Genomic DNA, 12,999 nt, shown 5'->3' with positions numbered 1-12,999 from the left:
CCCCACAGGCTAAACGGAGGATGGCGGCCGCGAAAAGGCCCCGGGGATGGCTACGCCAGCAGCGTGTTCACCAACCGGGCAGCCACCTTCGCGGTTCGTGCATCGATATCGAACTCCGGGTTCAGCTCGGCGACGTCCAGATGGAGGAGTTTCCCGCTCGCGGCCACCTGGCGGCAGATCGCGCTGATCACCGGAAGGGGAACGCCATACGCCGCAGGCGCACTCACCCCGGGAGCTACCGAGGCAGGCATCACGTCAAGGTCAATCGTCAGGTACAGGACGTCCACGCCAGCCAGGAAGTCGGCAACAAAAACCTCCACGGCCTCCGGCGAGCACGACTCATCAAGAAGGTATTTCACGCCCAGCCGGTCCGCGGTGTCGAAGAGGGTCCGCGTGTTGTTGGGTTCAGAAATGCCGACGACGGCGTACTGCAGTTCGCGTCCGGCGGCAGCTTCCGCGTGGGCCATCTGCAGGAACGGCGTGCCGGAACTTGGCGTCGGCTCATCACGGAGGTCAAAGTGTGCGTCCAGGTTCAGCACGCCCAGCCGCTTGCCGCGGACGGCGTCAGAACCGGCTACGCCAAGGTAGCTGGCAAAGGCGGTCTCGTGGCCGCCGCCCAGCACCACGGTGAGGTTTCCGGCGTCGAGCAGTCCCGAAATGGCCTGCCCGGCACGCTCTTGGCCCGCTTCCAGTGAGTCGTCCTCCACAACCACATCGCCGGCGTCGAACACGTCACGGTCAAGGTGGTAGGCCAGCGGACCCAGCGCCGAACGGATGGCGGCCGGGGCCTTGGCCGCCCCCACGCGGCCCTTGTTGCGGAGCACCCCGGCATCGCTGCAAAAACCAAGTATGACGGCGGGACGCGAGGCAACCGCGGCTGCTTCGGCCGTGTGCGGGGTGATGGCCTGCCACCAACGGCGGTGCTCGGCGCCGTCGCCGTCAAAGCGGCCGGTCCACGGGGTAGGGCTGACGTCTACGGTTACGGCGCGTGTTTCCATGCTTTAAGCAGACCGGACCCGGACTGCCAATACCAGCAGTTCCGGGTCCGGGGTGTCTGAAATACCGGAATGCCTACTTGACGCCCAGGAGTTCCTCAACGGTTCCGATGCCGAAGAAGAGCAGGAACGCAGCGGCCACAGCCCACATCAAGGGGTGGACTTCGCGGGCTCGGCCTTGGAACGTGCGGATCAGGACGTAGGAGATGAATCCCGCGCCGAGGCCGTTGGCGATGGAGTAGGTGAACGGCATGAGGGCGATGGTCAGGAACGCCGGGATGCCGACTCCCCAGTCCTGCCAGTCGATCTTGCCCACTTGGGAGACCATCATGAAGCCCACAACAACCAGAGCGGGTGCGACGGCTTCGAACGGAACCAGGTTGATCAGCGGTGTGAAGAACATGGCGATGAGGAAGAGTACGCCGGTGACGATCGAGGCGAGGCCCGTACGGGCGCCTTCGCCGATCCCCGCGCCGGATTCAACGAAGATCTGGTTGGAGGAAACCGAAGCGCCGCCACCCACGATTGCACCGAGGGCATCCACCTGGAGGACCCGGTCCACGTTGGGGATGTTGCCGTCCTTGTCCACGGTTCCGGCCTCGTTGGCCAGGCCCACCATGGTGCCCATGGCGTCGAAGAAGATGCTGAGGAGGATCACGAAGGCCAGCAAGGCGGCAGCGATAAAGCCGAGGTGTTCGAACGCGCCGAAGGGGTTGGCCTTGCCGATCAGGGACAGGTCAGGGGCGCCCCACTCGGAAAGCGTGGGGGCCACGAGCGACCAGCCGCGGGGGTTGACGTTCTTGCCATCAAAGCTGGGGCCGATGTGGAGCGTGAATTCGAGGATCGCAGCCAGGGCGGTGGAGACCACGATGCCGATCAGGATGGCGCCACGGACCTTGCGGACCACCAAGGCGATGGTCAGGATCAGGCCCACCGCGAACACCAGGGTGGGCCAGCCCATCAGCTTGCCGTCCACGCCAAGTCCCAGCGGAACTGTGGTGCCTGCGGCGTCCGGGATGCGGCGGACGAATCCGGCATTGACCAGGCCGATCAGGGCGATGAACAGGCCGATGCCCACCACGATCGCGGTCTTGAGGGCCTCCGGTACTGCCTTGAATACGGCGGTACGGAAGCCCGTGAGGACCAGGATGAGCATCGTGACGCCGGAGAGGACCACGAGCCCCATCATGTCTGGCCACGTCAGCCCCGGGTGCGAGGCAACGGTGACGGCCACGAACGCGTTGACGCCCAGGCCCGTTGCCACGGCGAACGGGTGCTTGGCCCACGCGCCCATGAGGATGGTCAGGATGCCCGCCACGAACGCAGTGGTGGCGGCGACAGCGGTGAAGCCGAGCGATGCTCCACTCGAGTCGGCTCCGGAGAGGATCAGTGGGTTCAACACCACGATGTAGCTCATGGCGAAGAAGGTTGCGAAACCGCCACGGATTTCCCGCGAATAGGTGGAGCCGCGCTCGGAGATCTTGAAGTAGCGGTCGACTGCAGAACCTTGTTTAAGCATGAAGGACTCCGGGGATCGAGGGGAGTGTGCTCTCAAATCCTATGCGGTCGGATATGGGCGCACCGGACCATTCGCCTAGTCTGTAAGGAAGCCAACACTAGGAGAAACCGCCCCATGCGCACCATCCGCCCGCTTCTGGCCGCCGTCGTCGCTGCTCTTGCCTTCGCGTCCGCCCTGCTGTTTTCTGCGGCTCCAGCGTCCGCGCATGATGTCGCCGAGTCCACGGCGCCGGCGAACGGTGCCAACGTGGCGGAAGTTCCGGCGTCGGTCTCCATTACTTTCAACAACCGCCCGTTGGCGATCGGTTCGGGCGTCACTGTCACCGCGGGCGGCGAAAACTGGGCGGATGGACCCGTCGAAATCATCGATAACCAGGCAGTTCAGAAGCTGCGCGACGGCGCGCCGGCAGGCGAATACACAGTGGTTTGGCGCGTGGTCAGCTCCGATTCCCACCCTATTGAGGGCACGTTTACCTTCACGGCCACCGCAGGGAGCACGACGACGACAGGCGGCACTGCGGTTGCCTCACCGTCAGCTTCGGCTCCTTCAGCTTCGGTACCTTCGGCGGGAACGGCGGCGCCGGGAACGGGTACCAGCGAGCCGGCGGCGGACGCATCGCAGCCCTTCCCCTGGAGCATCGTAGGACTGGCGGTGGTGGCTATCGGACTCGTTATTTACCTGGCCGTTACCGCGCGGAAGAAACTGGCGGCCTCAAACGACTCGGACGGCCAAACTCCCGCGGAATAACGGGGTTTTCTACGTACCTGCGAAGATCTCGAAACGGTCACCACGACACGCCAAAAGGGTAGTTCTCGTTACTTAAATGTGACTTCCGGGTGATCTTCGCGTACGGTGGTACCTGTGCCTGTTCCACGTAGCGGGCACTTCCGGCCTGATTGCCTAGCTCTGCCGCAGTCCGGAATCCGTTCGCAGACAAACCTTACGGCAGAGACGGGGAACCCATTTTAGGTCGCTTTCGAGCGTGCCTTGGGGTGAAGTCACGATGCTTCCGCTGAACAGCGGGGGATAGTGACCGGGTGACTCCCATCCGAATCCGACAGCTAACCTCGCAGGCATCGGGAGAGGCTCTTTCATGTCTTCACGCATTCTTCGCGGCCGTCGTAAGGCGGACAGCGTACGTCCTAATCCGTTCATCTCCATCTCTAAGGCAGTTGCCAGCAACGCTTCCGGCGCTGGTCGCCAGGCAGCTGTTATCGCAGCAGCTTCGGGTCTCGTTCTGACCGGCTCCATTGCTGCCCACGCAGCCGAGGCTCCGGTACAGCGGGATTCCAGCCCGGCCACGGTCGCCGAGACCGCATCCGAGGCTCCCACCCAGGTTGTTACCGCCCTGTCGACGGCTACCGTCAACTTCGAGCGCCCTGCTGTTGCTTCGGTTGCAGCACCGGTCATCGAAAAGCCGGCTCCGGTTGCTCCGGCTCCCGTTGCCAAGAAGGCAGCAGTAACCACCGCCGCTGCAGCAGCCCCTGCCAAGGCTGCCGCTGCTGCTCCCGCCGCACCGGCCGCCGCTGCTCCTGCAGCTGCTCCCGCCGTCGGTGGCGTCAACGCAGCCATGGTTGCCTCGGCTTACGCCCAGATCGGCATCATGCAGGACTGCACCGCCATGGTGGAAAAGGCCCTCGGCTCCGCAGGCATCCCCGTTGGTGACCTCGGCCCCATGCAGTTCATGAACTACGGCAAGGTTGTCAGCGACCCCCAGCCCGGTGACATGATCGTCCAGTCCGGCCACGTTGCAATCTTCATCGGCAACGGCCAGGCCATCAGTGGTGGCATCAACGGCAACCAGACGGGCATCCACCCGATCAGCTGGTTGACCGCAACGGGTCCCCTGACCTACGTACGCGCAGGCGCATAAGCCTCACGCACCAACAAAGGCCGGTGCCTTCGAAGATTCTTTTCTTCGTAGGTACCGGCCTTTGGCGTTAAGTTCTGTGCGTTAAAGTTCCAGCCTTAGGGCACGACGGCGGTTCGGCGCGTCTTTGTTGGGTGGCGTGCCGGGGTTTGCGGCGTGAGGTTCCCGGGACGTGGACTTCCTAAACGGTGGCGATGCCGGGTCCTGCCGGCAGGGCCACCTTGGCTGAGATCGCCTGGCCCACGGCCTTGGCCTGTCGAAGCACTTCCTTGGGGGTGGGCGTGATGAGTTCCCCAACGCCCACAAGGTGCATTCCGACGGCACGCATGGCGGCTACGAGGTTCTGGCCGATGGAGATTCCCAGTTCTGCCAGCATTCGGCGCAGCTGGCTCTGGGCACAGCGGGTCACCACGATGTGGTCGGCCAGGAGAACGCCGTTGGCTGTGTGGACAGCCCACTGGCGCGGCATGGATTCGAGTGGGCCGGACACATGGAGGCCGGTCCGGAGCCCGGCTGTGGTCATGCTCGCGGCCATTCCGAATCCCAGCTGCTGAGAGGGATCAGAGCCCAGGAAATCAAGGCGGACGGCACGGGTGGTGTTGCGGACGTCCAGATGATGGCTTGCGGCATAGTTCCGCAGGTGACGGAGGATCTCAGTGCGTTCTTTCATTGCTGCGGGATCGGCGACGTCGCATCGTTGAAGCATTCCGGTGTGGACTGAAGGGCCTGCGGCTGATATGGCGCCGAAGCCGTCCACAACGATCGAGCCCACGCCATAGCGGCTGAGCTCACTGGCAACTGCCAGGCCGGACAGGCCGGCTCCGATGACCACGGTGGTGGTGCGTTCCGTGGCGGAATCAGGCGTGGGTGACACTGCTTGGTTCCTCCTTGACGTGTGTGCCCTGAGGCAGCGCGTGGGATCGCGTCCGAGTTCCCCAAGCGGCCGCAAATAAATGGCCGGAGTGTGTCGCGAAACACGTTTGCCGGCCATTCGGTGACTCGAACACTACCGAACTTTTTCGGCCATGGATAGCCTCGCGCATCCGCGTGTTTTGCGTGTTCATCCGCAGCGCAAAAAGGGTGCTCCGGAACCGAGCCCGGACCGTTATACACATAGCCCAAAGTCGCCTTGATTCGTCATTGCCGACCGAGAATAGTGGGCATTGGAAGGAGAAATTTCCTTGTTTCTCCTGCCCCGGTCATTGACATTCAGGTCGTCAGGGAATCCGACCCGGAGAACCTCTGGCAGAATGGCCGGAACATCAAGCAGTAGGTGGAGAGGCAGGCCCCCATGGACCAGCACGGCAGACACAGTGAAGAGCCACTCGACGGCGAGGACCAAGCTGTCGCACCAGGTGGCATCGTCGTTGGAGTGGACGGATCCGAGCACGGCCAGTGTGCCTTGGTGTGGGCCGCCCGGGAGGCTGAACGTCGGCAGCTTCCCTTGCACATCGTCACTGCGTACTCGGTACCGATCTTCGCCGCTTCCGGACTGGATGGCGGCTACGCAACGGTGGACGATTCGGTGATCCGCGAAGGTGCCGACGCCATCGTCAAGCAGGCCATGGACAAGGTTTCCGGCTATGCCATCGACGTCGATGCTTCCGTGGAGAACGGTGACGCCGCAGGTGTCTTGCTGGACCTTTCGGCGGACGCTTCGCTCCTGGTGTTCGGCAGCAGGGGTCGCGGCGGCTTCGTCGGACGTCTCCTGGGCTCGGTGAGCAGCGCCCTGCCTGCCCACGCCAAATGCCCCACAGTGACTGTCCCGCTGTATTGCGCCGACCGCCTTGGTGAGAACACCGAGGACAAACACATCAAGGCCGAGCACGCCAAGGCCGGCCCACGAACCGTGGAGAACGTGGTTGCTGTGGGCGTTGACGGCTCCGAGCAGGCTCGCGTGGCAGTGCTTGAAGCAGCCGAGCAGGCGCAGCGCATGGGAGCCAAGCTCCGAGTGATCTGTGCTGTGCCGCAGTACAGCGGCTCATTGGCCTGGGTGCCCGCTCCTTTGGATCGCGATGCACTCTTTGCTGACATCAGGGTTCAGCTTGATGCTGGTGTGGCCTGGTTGAGGAGCCACTTCCCCGCCTTGCCCATCGAAACTGAGCTGCGGGACGGTTCGCCGGTGGATGTCCTCGTGGAAACCAGCCGCGGTGTTGAGCTGGTGGTTCTCGGCACGCGCGGCCGGGGTGGCTTCGCGGGGATGCTCCTTGGCTCCACCTCTGACGGCGTCCTCCACCACGCCAAGGGCCCGGTGTTGGTCGTTCCGGACCGTGAGGATCCCCGGCTCGCCGATCGTCCCAAGTTTGGACCGATGCTCGGCGCAGCGTAAGCCACGGCCTGCACCGTGTTTATCCTGGACATCGCCGACATTCGGGGAGGCATGCTCCCGGAAGTGGGTGGAAAGGCGGCCAACCTGGGCGAGCTGGCGAGTGCCGGACTGCCCGTGCCGCCCGGCTTCTGCCTCACCACTGCTGCGTACAGGCACGCCCTGTCAGCTGCTGGGTTGGAAGAAGTCTTTACGGCCTTGAGCGCCGTCAGCGCTTCTGAGCTTGAACAGCTGAACCGCCATGCCACCCGCGCGCGGTCCTTGGTCCTCGACGCCGCCATGCCCCACGACGTCGTCCAAGCAGTGCGCGCGGCCTATCTGGCCCTGGGAGACAACGTACCTGTCGCCGTCAGGTCCTCGGCCACCGCGGAGGACCTGCCCTTCGCCAGCTTCGCCGGCCAACAGGACACATTCCTGAATGTGGTGGGCGTGGACTCGGTGCTGGACGCGGTGAAACGCTGTTGGGCCTCCCTCTGGACGGACCGTGCCGTGAGCTACCGGACCAGCACTGGGATCGATCATGACTCGGTGGCCTTGGCCGTCGTGGTTCAGGAGATGGTGGACTCCTCAGTGGCTGGCGTCATGTTCACAGCCAACCCGGTGACGGGGAAACGACATGAAGTGGTGATAGATGCCAGCCCCGGTTTAGGGGAGGCCGTGGTATCCGGAGCCGTGAATCCGGACCACTATGTTGTGGACAGCCACCGCGGCGCCATTCTGGAAACCACCTTGGGTGACCGGCAGGTGGAGATCCGCCCGCTCCCTGGGGGTGGCACCGAACGTGTTGAGTTGTCCAGCCGTGACAGGTCCGGCGACGCCAGTCCGCAGCCGTGCCTCACCGATCAGCAAATCCAGGCACTGGCGAAGCTGGGACGGCGAGTGGAGGACCACTACGGGGCTCCCCAAGACACTGAGTGGGCCATTGATGACGCCGGAAAGCTGTGGCTCACCCAAGCCCGTCCCATCACCACGTTGTACCCGCAAACTACGCGAAACCCTCCATTGCCCGGTGACCACGCATTCTTGAACTTCAGCCTCGCCCAAGGCCTCACCAGGCCTCTGACTCCCATGGGGTTGGCTGGCATCCGGCTCGTAGCATCCTGTGTAGCCAAGGCTGCGGCTTTTAACGTCCCGGATCCCCGCTCTGGACCGCCGCCGTACTACGAGGCCGGGCAGCGCATCTTTTTCGACTTCACGGCGGTGCTGCGGAGTCGGATCGGCCGGGTCATCGTGCCGCGGGTCTTCGACGTTATGGAGGCCCGATCAGCCACGGTGATGCGTGGACTTTTTGATGACCCCCGCTTTTCGGTGACCATCAAAACGCCCTTTAAGTTGATTCGCCACGTGGCTCCGGTTGCAGCCAAGTATCGCGTTCCCGAGTCCCTGCTCCGCGGACTGTTCCGTCCGGCCGCGGCAATGAAAAGCGTGGAGCGCGTCAACGCGGACCTTCGCACCACCTTCATGGTGCCCGGCCAGGCCACCGCGCACCAGCGGATCGCCCACGTGCAGAGAATCCTCGGAACGGAAGTCTTCGCCACTGTGCCGCAGATCCTGCCCTTGCCGGCCCTTGGCTTCGCGATGCTGGCGTTGGTGAAGCGGCTGCTCGGTGAGCAGGCTTCCTATGACGAGCTCCAAACTGTGATTCGCGGTCTCCCGAACAACGTGACCACAGAGATGGATTTGGCTCTCTGGCACTTGGCCTCGGATATCCGACACGACCCCGACGCCGTTGCCTCCATGGCTGGGCAGACGGCGGCGGAGTTGGCGGACCGGTATCGGGACGGCACGCTTCCTCCCGTTGCACAGTCAGCGTTGAAGGCGTTTCTGCGCATTTACGGCCACAGGGCGGTTGCAGAGATTGACCTCGGTATGCCCCGCTGGTCCGATGACCCCACACACATCCTTGGAGTCGTGGCCAACTACTTACGGCTTGAGCCCGGCGCGGAGACACCGGAGCAACAATTCGCGAAAGCAGCCCGGGAGGCCGATGAGCAGATCGCACGCCTCGTAGCCAGGGCAAGGGGCAAGAGCCCGCTCCATGCCGCGATGGTGCGGACCGCCTTGGATCGCACCCGGAGGTTCGCTGGATTGCGGGAGTTGCCTAAGTACAACCTCGTCCTGGGGCTCGCGGCGGTACGGGAACAATTGCTCCTGGTTGGCAGCGAACTGGCGGCATCTCAGCGGATTGACCAGCCTGAGGATATCTTCTTCCTAAGCCTCGACGACATCGAAGCCGCTTTGGCAGGGGATGCCCTCCACAAAGTCATTGCCGAGCGCCGGGCCGCTTACCATCAGGAACTTCGGCGCAGGCATATTCCGAGGGTCCTCTTGTCTGACGGCACGGAGCCCGAGGCCACGGCCGGGGCTCACGGAAAACTGCGCCCAGGCACGTTGTCCGGCAGCCCGGCGTCGGCAGGTCTGGTGACCGCACCTGCGCGCGTCATCATGGACCCTGTTGGCGCGCATTTGGAACCGGGGGAGATCCTCGTGGCGCCGTCCACGGATCCTGGCTGGACGCCGTTGTTCCTTACGGCCGGTGGACTGGTCATGGAGATGGGTGGGCCCAATTCGCACGGCGCGGTAGTCGCCCGCGAGTACGGCATCCCTGCGGTGGTCGGTGTTCCGGATGCCACAACACGGATCAAGTCAGGCCAGCACATCACCGTGGACGGGGCGGCCGGAACGGTCAGCACTGTGGACCCGGACGGACTAGCCGACTAGGCGTGCTGGTGTGATTCGTGCTCCGAGTGACTCACCGGCTCCAGCTGGAAGGTGCAGTGCTCGGTATCGAAATGCCGGCCAAGGCAGGACCCCAACTGATCCAGGATGCTGTCCGCACCGGTGGCGTTGAGGACCTCGTCCTCCACCACAACGTGGGCTGAGAACACGGGCACGCCGGAGGTGATGGTCCAGATGTGGATGTCGTGGGCTTCCACCACACCCTCCACGGCCAGGATATGCTCGCGGATCATGTTCACGTCCACGCCCTTGGGAGTGGCTTCCAGCAGCACATCCACCACGTCGCGGAGCAAGTGCCAGGCGCGGGGGATGATCATCAGGGCTATCACCACGGAGGCGATGGGGTCGGCTGCGTCGAACCCGGTGGTCATGATGACGATGGCTGCCACGATCACGGCAATGGAACCCAGAAGGTCGCCCAGGACCTCAAGGTAGGCACCGCGGACGTTGAGGCTCTCCTTTTGCGCTCCCTGCAGGATCAAGAGGGAGACCAGGTTGGCCACGGCACCCAGGATGGCGGCCCAGAGCATCACGTCGGTGCGGATTTCAGTGGTTTCGCCAAAGCGGCGGATTGCCTCGATCATGATGACCACGGCGATGACAATGAGGATCAGGGCGTTGGCCAAAGCTGCCAGCACCTCGGCCCGTTGGTAGCCGTAAGTTCGTTGGTCGCTTGCCGGGCGCGTGGCGATCCACGCCGCCATGAGCGCGATGAAGACGCCTGCGGCGTCGGACAGCATGTGCCCGGCATCAGCCAGCAGGGCCAAGGATCCGGAGACGACGGCGCCAACCACCTGGATGCCCACCACGCCCAAGGTGATGGCCAAGACGGCGATGAGCCGCTTCCGATGCTTGCCGGTCGCCGTGACTCCGTGCGAATGGTTGTGGTCGTGCCCCATGGTTATAAGGCTAGCCCCAGCCGAGTTCATGCAAGCGGTCGTCGTCAATCCCGAAGTGGTGAGCAATCTCATGCACCACGGTTATGGCCACCTCGTCGATGACTTCCTCACGAGTGCCGCAGATGTTCAGGATCGGTTGTCGGAAGATTGTGATCCGGTCCGGCAGTGATCCCGCATCCCACCACGAATCACGCTCTGTCAACGGGACGCCCTCGTAGAGGCCTAACAGCACTGTGTCCGGATCTTCATCCGGATGCGGGACGTAGTCGTCCTCAATGAAGATGGCCACGTTATCCATGGCGCTGGCTGCCTTGGGCGGGATCAGCTGCAAGGCATCGCTGACGGCTTCTTCGAAATCTTCGGGGGACATCATGAACGGGGGAGCGTCCCCGGCATTCCGCTCCGGCAGCCGCGACGACGGACGATCGCCGTCGGGAACGATGGGAAGGCCGGGAGGAAGATTCGCGGGCATGACTCGACTTTAGTCTGCGATGGCAGTATTGGCGCGGTGTGTGATGGGGGATACTGAACTCAATCCCTTTTCGACAGACACAGGAACCGCATGACTTCCACCGCTTCCCTCATGCCTGAGCCCCTCGACGTCGTGGTCGTCGGTGAGGCCCTGATCGACATCGTGCAGTCGCCCGACGGGCAAGCCGAATACCCCGGAGGATCGCCGACCAATGTCGCCTACGGGCTGGGCCGTCTGGACGTCAAAGCAGGCTTGCTGACCGCCATCGGTCGCGACCAGCGTGGGGACGCCATCGCAGCCCATCTACAAAGCGCCGGAGTGGTTCTGTTGCCGGGTTCCAAATCGATGGGAAAGACAGCGACGGCGACAGCCCGGATTGCTGCCGACGGCTCGGCCGCGTACACCTTCGACATCGAGTGGGCGCTTGCCCCGCTTGCGTTGCCTTACGCGCCGAGGATCCTACACGCCGGTTCCATTGCCACTTTCCTGGAGCCGGGTGCCGGAGTTGTCCGGAGCTTGTTGGAACAGGCCCAAGGCGGATGCATGGTCACGTACGACCCCAATATCCGCACCGATCTCCTCGGAAGCCACCATGAGGCACTTGGCCTGTTCGAAGAGATGGTGCCGCTGACCGACGTCGTGAGGATGAGTGCCTCCGACGCCAATTGGCTTTACCCAGGCAAGGCATTGGAGGACATCGCAAGCCATCTCCTGGCGCTTGGCACCACCTTGGCCGTGATGACTGAGGGAGCGAAGGGCTCGCTGATGGCTACGCGCCACATACAGCTCCGCGTCCCCGCAGTACCTTCCACGGTGGCGGACACCATCGGCGCGGGTGACTCCTACATGTCAGCGTTGATTATGGGGCTGCTCCTGCGTGGCAGCGACGGGCTGGCCCCCACGGTGCTGGAACGGATCGGCACTATTGCGTCGATGGCGGCGTCCATCACTGTGGGCCGCCCCGGCGCCAATCCGCCCACGCACCGCGAACTGCTGGCGGGAATGGCCCGCTAGCGACTCCTGCGCCGTGTCAGTCCGACGCCGACCAGGCACACCACGCCACCGATCAGTCCCCAGATGGTGGGGACTTCCTGGAGGACGGCCCACGAAATCAGGATGGTGGTGCCCGGTACCAAGTACGTCGTCGCGGCCAGTTTGCCTGCGGAGATGAGGGACAAGGCGTAAGCCCACGTGGTGAAGGCGATGGCCGTGGGGAAAATGCCCAGGTACACCAAGCCGAGGGTTGCCGGGAGCGGCGCGGCCTGGACCTCGGAGATCAGGTGGCCCGTCCACGGCAGGCAGCAGATCGCGCCAACCATGATGCCAAACCACGTAGCCTGTCCCGCCGTGAACTTCCGCAAAACGGGCTTTTGCAGGATGGCGCTCACTGAGGCGAGCACGGCGGCAAGCAAGCACAACAGCACACCCGCCACGTCCGCCGTCGAACGTTGCCCTGAACCCAGGGCGATCATCGCGACGCCGCAGAACGCCACTGCGCTGCCGATCAGCAGCCATTTGGGGAAGCCCTCCTTGAGGAAGATGCCGGCAAGGATCGCGATCAGGATGGGCGAGACGTTGATCAGCATGGCGCTGGTGCCCGCGTCGAGCATGTGCTCAGCCGCGTTCAGCGCAACGTTGTAGCCGCCGAACCACATCACCCCGTACGCCACGATCGGCAACCATTCCCGGCCTTTCGGCCAAACTATCAGCGTCGGCAGCACCACGATGCCAAGCACGACGGCGGCAACCGCCAAACGCCCGAGCGTCAAAGACCCGGGGGAGAAGCTGGGGCCGACGGCGCGGATGCCCACAAACGCCGAAGCCCAGAGGACGACCGTGACGATTACGGCGGCGATGCCGAGTTTGCTGATGGCCGCTCCCGGCGCGGGGGTGGTGCGCGGAGGCAGGCCCGGGGAGGGCTGGCCGGGTTCGGCCGGGGAGGTGGTTGTCATAGAGCCAATCTAGCCGTGGCGGGCCCTGAACGGCTGGCGGTTTTCGGACGCGTCAAGGCAAGATCCTGCCAATGTTTGACGGACGCTCCTTCGGTGCTCGGGAAGGGCTGTAGACCTCGATTTGGGAATATCGCCATCTATGCTCTAAAGTTTTAGAGTCCAGTTCGGACGAGCGAGACACGGAAAGAACGCGTAAAGCGTCGCTTTTCCTTGCGAAATCCGAATTG

At 63.8% G+C, this 12,999-nt stretch carries 11 protein-coding genes and 1 riboswitch; of the genes, 5 read left to right on the top strand and 6 right to left on the bottom strand.

The window, feature by feature from the left end; translation table 11 throughout:
• Window positions 1-50: 50 nt before the first annotated feature.
• Both hutG and FQP90_RS15445 read right to left on the bottom strand, forming a co-directional pair.
• Window positions 51-998, bottom strand: a complete 948-nt coding sequence (gene hutG, locus FQP90_RS15450; RefSeq protein WP_144651962.1) for a formimidoylglutamase — start codon at window positions 996-998, stop codon at window positions 51-53.
• 73 nt (window positions 999-1,071) lie between these two features.
• On the bottom strand, window positions 1,072-2,514 hold the full coding sequence (locus FQP90_RS15445; protein ID WP_144651961.1) for an NCS2 family permease: 1,443 nt from the start codon (window positions 2,512-2,514) through the stop codon (window positions 1,072-1,074).
• Between the two features lie 114 nt (window positions 2,515-2,628).
• On the opposite strand from FQP90_RS15445, the gene FQP90_RS15440 reads away from it, so the two are divergent.
• The gene (locus FQP90_RS15440; RefSeq protein ID WP_144651960.1) at window positions 2,629-3,261 is read left to right on the top strand and encodes a copper resistance CopC family protein; all 633 of its coding nucleotides are present in this window, start codon (window positions 2,629-2,631) and stop codon (window positions 3,259-3,261) included.
• 174 nt (window positions 3,262-3,435) lie between these two features.
• A riboswitch (cyclic di-AMP (ydaO/yuaA leader) is annotated at window positions 3,436-3,604 on the top strand.
• Between the two features lie 3 nt (window positions 3,605-3,607).
• Complete coding sequence (locus tag FQP90_RS15435; protein ID WP_144651959.1) at window positions 3,608-4,387, top strand: hypothetical protein; 780 nt, start codon at window positions 3,608-3,610, stop codon at window positions 4,385-4,387.
• Window positions 4,388-4,565: 178 nt separating this feature from the next.
• On the opposite strand, the gene FQP90_RS23345 is transcribed toward FQP90_RS15435, so the two are convergent.
• Window positions 4,566-5,258, bottom strand: coding sequence for an FAD-binding protein (locus tag FQP90_RS23345; RefSeq protein WP_167510502.1), 693 nt, complete (start codon window positions 5,256-5,258; stop codon window positions 4,566-4,568).
• A 417-nt stretch (window positions 5,259-5,675) separates the two neighbouring features.
• Here FQP90_RS23345 and FQP90_RS15425 point away from each other — a divergent pair, with 417 nt between their 5' ends.
• Entirely contained in the window at window positions 5,676-6,713 is a 1,038-nt protein-coding gene (locus tag FQP90_RS15425; protein ID WP_144651958.1) for a universal stress protein, read from the top strand.
• Window positions 6,714-6,764: 51 nt separating this feature from the next.
• Window positions 6,765-9,431, top strand: a complete 2,667-nt coding sequence (locus FQP90_RS15420; protein ID WP_144652032.1) for a PEP/pyruvate-binding domain-containing protein — start codon at window positions 6,765-6,767, stop codon at window positions 9,429-9,431.
• Here the strand turns inward: FQP90_RS15420 and FQP90_RS15415 are convergent.
• Together FQP90_RS15415 and FQP90_RS15410 are read right to left on the bottom strand one after the other, a co-directional pair.
• Window positions 9,428-10,348 (bottom strand): cation diffusion facilitator family transporter, encoded by a 921-nt coding sequence (locus FQP90_RS15415; RefSeq protein WP_144651957.1) that lies wholly within the window; start codon window positions 10,346-10,348, stop codon window positions 9,428-9,430. The genes FQP90_RS15420 and FQP90_RS15415 overlap by 4 nt on opposite strands.
• A gap of 10 nt (window positions 10,349-10,358) precedes the next feature.
• Complete coding sequence (locus FQP90_RS15410) at window positions 10,359-10,820, bottom strand: metallopeptidase family protein (protein ID WP_144651956.1); 462 nt, start codon at window positions 10,818-10,820, stop codon at window positions 10,359-10,361.
• 90 nt (window positions 10,821-10,910) lie between these two features.
• Between FQP90_RS15410 and FQP90_RS15405 the strand changes: the two genes are divergently transcribed.
• The gene (locus tag FQP90_RS15405) at window positions 10,911-11,834 is read left to right on the top strand and encodes a PfkB family carbohydrate kinase (protein WP_144651955.1); all 924 of its coding nucleotides are present in this window, start codon (window positions 10,911-10,913) and stop codon (window positions 11,832-11,834) included.
• On the opposite strand, the gene FQP90_RS15400 is transcribed toward FQP90_RS15405, so the two are convergent.
• Window positions 11,831-12,772 carry a DMT family transporter gene (locus tag FQP90_RS15400; RefSeq protein ID WP_144651954.1) on the bottom strand — a complete coding sequence of 314 codons (942 nt, stop codon included), beginning with the start codon at window positions 12,770-12,772 and terminating at the stop codon, window positions 11,831-11,833. The genes FQP90_RS15405 and FQP90_RS15400 overlap by 4 nt on opposite strands.
• Window positions 12,773-12,999 lie beyond the last annotated feature (227 nt).

Origin of the sequence: Paenarthrobacter nitroguajacolicus (assembly GCF_007786235.1) — a bacterium.
Classification (GTDB): domain Bacteria; phylum Actinomycetota; class Actinomycetes; order Actinomycetales; family Micrococcaceae; genus Arthrobacter; species Arthrobacter nitroguajacolicus_A.
Note: the sequence above shows the minus strand (reverse complement) of the source record. Positions and strands in the feature narration are given on the sequence as shown.

Coding starts and splice junctions, on each gene's coding strand:
- hutG (WP_144651962.1), bottom strand. CDS start 998: ATGGAAACACGCGCCGTAACCGTAGACGTCAGCCCTACCCCGTGGACC.
- FQP90_RS15445 (WP_144651961.1), bottom strand. CDS start 2,514: ATGCTTAAACAAGGTTCTGCAGTCGACCGCTACTTCAAGATCTCCGAG.
- FQP90_RS15440 (WP_144651960.1), top strand. CDS start 2,629: ATGCGCACCATCCGCCCGCTTCTGGCCGCCGTCGTCGCTGCTCTTGCC.
- FQP90_RS15435 (WP_144651959.1), top strand. CDS start 3,608: ATGTCTTCACGCATTCTTCGCGGCCGTCGTAAGGCGGACAGCGTACGT.
- FQP90_RS15425 (WP_144651958.1), top strand. CDS start 5,676: ATGGACCAGCACGGCAGACACAGTGAAGAGCCACTCGACGGCGAGGAC.
- FQP90_RS15420 (WP_144652032.1), top strand. CDS start 6,765: ATGCTCCCGGAAGTGGGTGGAAAGGCGGCCAACCTGGGCGAGCTGGCG.
- FQP90_RS15415 (WP_144651957.1), bottom strand. CDS start 10,348: ATGGGGCACGACCACAACCATTCGCACGGAGTCACGGCGACCGGCAAG.
- FQP90_RS15410 (WP_144651956.1), bottom strand. CDS start 10,820: ATGCCCGCGAATCTTCCTCCCGGCCTTCCCATCGTTCCCGACGGCGAT.
- FQP90_RS15405 (WP_144651955.1), top strand. CDS start 10,911: ATGACTTCCACCGCTTCCCTCATGCCTGAGCCCCTCGACGTCGTGGTC.
- FQP90_RS15400 (WP_144651954.1), bottom strand. CDS start 12,772: ATGACAACCACCTCCCCGGCCGAACCCGGCCAGCCCTCCCCGGGCCTG.